Annotated in this window: 1 protein-coding gene and 1 pseudogene; both read left to right on the top strand. The window is 65.9% G+C overall.

The genetic code is table 11. From position 1 onward, the window contains the following. Nucleotides 1-2,063 (top strand): annotated as a pseudogene (locus ACIRRA_RS45695) (hypothetical protein); the annotation flags it as partial. Nucleotides 2,064-2,103: 40 nt separating this feature from the next. Continuing rightward, nucleotides 2,104-2,880, top strand: coding sequence for a hypothetical protein (locus ACIRRA_RS45690; RefSeq protein WP_402782333.1), 777 nt, complete (start codon nt 2,104-2,106; stop codon nt 2,878-2,880). Nucleotides 2,881-3,184: the final 304 nt, after the last annotated feature.

Genomic DNA, 3,184 nt, shown 5'->3' with positions numbered 1-3,184 from the left:
ACCTGCCCGACCTGGCCGGATCATTGAACAACCTCGCCGTCCAGCAGGCGCAGGTCGGGGACCGGGACGCGGCGCTGGCCACCATCACCGAAGCTGCCGGCCATTACCGTCGCCTGGCCGAGGCCAACCCCGCCGCTCACCTGCCCGACCTGGCGATATCGCTGAACAACCTCGCCAACCAGCAGGCGGAGGCCGGGGACCGGGACGCGGCGCTGGCCACCATCACCGAAGCTGCCGGCCATTACCGTCGCCTGGCCGAGGCCAACCCCGCCGCTCACCTGCCCAACCTGGCCGCGACGTTGAACAACCTCGCCAACCGGCAGGCGGAGGTCGGGGACCGGGGCGCGGCGCTGGCCACCATCACCGAAGCTGTCGGCCATTACCGTCGCCTGGCCGAGGCCAACCCCGCCGCCCACCTGCCCAACCTGGCCGCGACGTTGAACACTCTCGCCGTCCGGCAGGCGGAGGCTGGGGACCGCCGCGCGGCGCGGGCCACCATCACCGAAGCTGTCGGGATCCGACGTCGCCTGGCCGAGGCCAACCCCGCCGCTCACCTGCCCGACCTGGCGATGTCGCTGAACAACCTAGCGATCCGGCAGGCGGAGGTCGGGGACCGGAGCGCGGCGCTGGCCACCATCACCGAAGCTGTCGGCCATTACCGTCGCCTGGCCGAGGACAACCCCGCCGCCCACCTGCCCGACCTGGCCGGATCATTGAACAACCTCGCCGTCCAGCAGGCGCAGGCCGGAAACCGCCGCGCGGCGCGGGCCACCATCACCGAAGCTGTCGGGATCCGACGTCGCCTGGCCGAGGCCAACCCCGCCGCTCACCTGCCCGACCTGGCCGGATCATTGAACAACCTCGCCGTCCAGCAGGCGCAGGTCGGGGACCGGGACGCGGCGCTGGCCACCATCACCGAAGCTACCGGGATCCGACGTCGCCTGGCCGAGGCCAACCCCGCCGCTCACCTGCCCAACCTGGCGATGTCGCTGAACACTCTCGCCAACCAACAGGCGCAGGCCGGGGACCAGGACGCGGCGCTGGAGGTCTGGGAGGGCGTGTGGGAAGGGTTGACTTCGTCGGCCGTGGCGTTTCTACGGGCCGAGCGCTACCTGTGGCGGAGGCGGTCGGGTGAGGACAGTCCAACGGCTATCAAGGATTTGGTCAGGGCGGCGCAGGATGCGGACCGGAACGACAGCGATCTGCGGTTCTCGGGGGAAATTCGCCGGCGCATTCGTCAGCTGCTCGATGCCTCGGACGCTGTCGAGGATCGGGTGCCTCCGTGGGCGACACTGTCTATCGACGATCACGTCATCGAGCTGGCGAATTCATGGGTCACCGCAGACACCTCCGCGGAAGTCCGCTTCCTACGGACCCAATGGAGTGAACTGTGCACCGAACCTATCCGAGCGGCCCTGAGCGCGCTGGGCCGCCTTTACCCGGACAATCCTGAGCTGTCTCGAATGAACCGGATCATCGACCACGGCATCAACCGCGGCATCGATGAGACACTGGTTGTCCTCAGCGCGGAGGTCCGGGCGCGTGAACTCGTGCAGGACTGGATCAAGACCCCTACCTGGACCACATCGCAGCGCTTCCTGGAACAGCGTGACGCACTGCGCACCGACCCGGCGGTCCGGGCGCTCCTCACGGCTTCCGACGACGCCACCGCTCGACAGCATCTCGGGATACTGCAACTGACCGACCACTACCGCACAGGCGAGGTGTTCGACGCCGTCCTCGACTACAACGACGCCAAAGACCTGCTGTTCGAGCTGATCACCACCGGTGATCCCGAGCTGCTTCGCGCCTTGTGGTGGGCATCGCCACACTTGTCACGCGATGAGTTCACTGCGCCGTTCATCGTCGCGGTACTCGCCGCCTTCACCAGCGACGGCGAGCTGCCCGACTACATTCTCGACGCCGCACACACAGCAGCAGCCGCCAGCAGTCTCCGGGACCGGGAACGGGCAGTACGCGCACTCGACAGCATCCATGTCCAGCACCGCGCCGCCGAGGCCATCACGGCGGCCTTGCGAGCCCCACACACCGATGGTGGATGAGCCAGGACTCGATGTCGGGGACCTGAACTGGCTGGGCCAGATGGGACAACTGGTCCGTAATGCGCCGGCCGAGCACCGCGATATCGCTATCCGGGCCCTGGTCGATACGGCCAGGGCCTATCGTGACCGTGCCGGATGGACCGACATCGCCATCGCAGCGGGCGTCACTGTCGACCAGCTACGGCAATGGCGCGACGAACATCCCGGTATAGCCAAGCGTGACGTCGCGATTCAGCGACGCGTCATGCGACCGCCAAGCCCCGCCGAGACCCCCATGCTGTTGATCGTCACCGGCCACCCCGACGTCCGCCCTCGCCAGACCAATGACTTCACCACCGAGACAGCCATGATCCGAGAGCGGTGCGAGCACCGATTCACCGTCAAGGAAATCGCCGGAATCGCACTACACGACATCCCCCACGCCATCGACGACAACCTGCCCGCCATCGTTCACCTCGCCGCGCACAGCGACTACGGGGAAATCTTTCTCAGCCACAACGGCGCACCGATGGGAATCACACGTTCGCTACTCGTGAATACTCTCTTGCGGAGCACGCACAAGACGACGGCACTGGTATTGAATTTCTGTGACTCGCTGACACTCGCCCAAACGCTTGCCGACGCGGACCACATCGTCATCGCTTGGCCGAGCACTGTGGACGACAAACAATGCCGCGAGTTCAACGACGTCTTCTATCGCATGCTGGCCCGCGGCCGATCCATCGGCGCCAGCTTCGACGATGCCGAAATCACCGTATCCCGCTGGACAGACCTGCTCAAACCACGACTCCTCGGCGACCGATCAATACACATCTGACCAACCGCCGACTGCGATGCGGCACCCGACCAAGTACACAACCCCATCAGCGGCGATCACCACATGCTGCACATACTGCGACACCATCAGACAAGTGGGCAGCAGCGGACTGCTGATCTTCGCGCAGTGTATTGAGCCAGGCCTCGCCGAACCGTTGCTCTGAGGAGGTTGTCCACGTCAGCAACCCTCCTTCCAACACCAGGGCATCGGAGCAATGATCAGGACCTGTGGATGACGGGAAGGACGCACCTTCCCGGATGATCTATCAGTCCGAAGTCTTGATCATGCCGGCGCGCCAACGCCG

The sequence above is a fragment of the Nocardia sp. NPDC101769 genome, from assembly GCF_044766925.1.
Lineage (GTDB): Bacteria > Actinomycetota > Actinomycetes > Mycobacteriales > Mycobacteriaceae > Nocardia.
The sequence above is the reverse complement of the archived record's forward strand: the minus strand, read 5'-3'. Positions and strand labels throughout refer to the sequence as shown.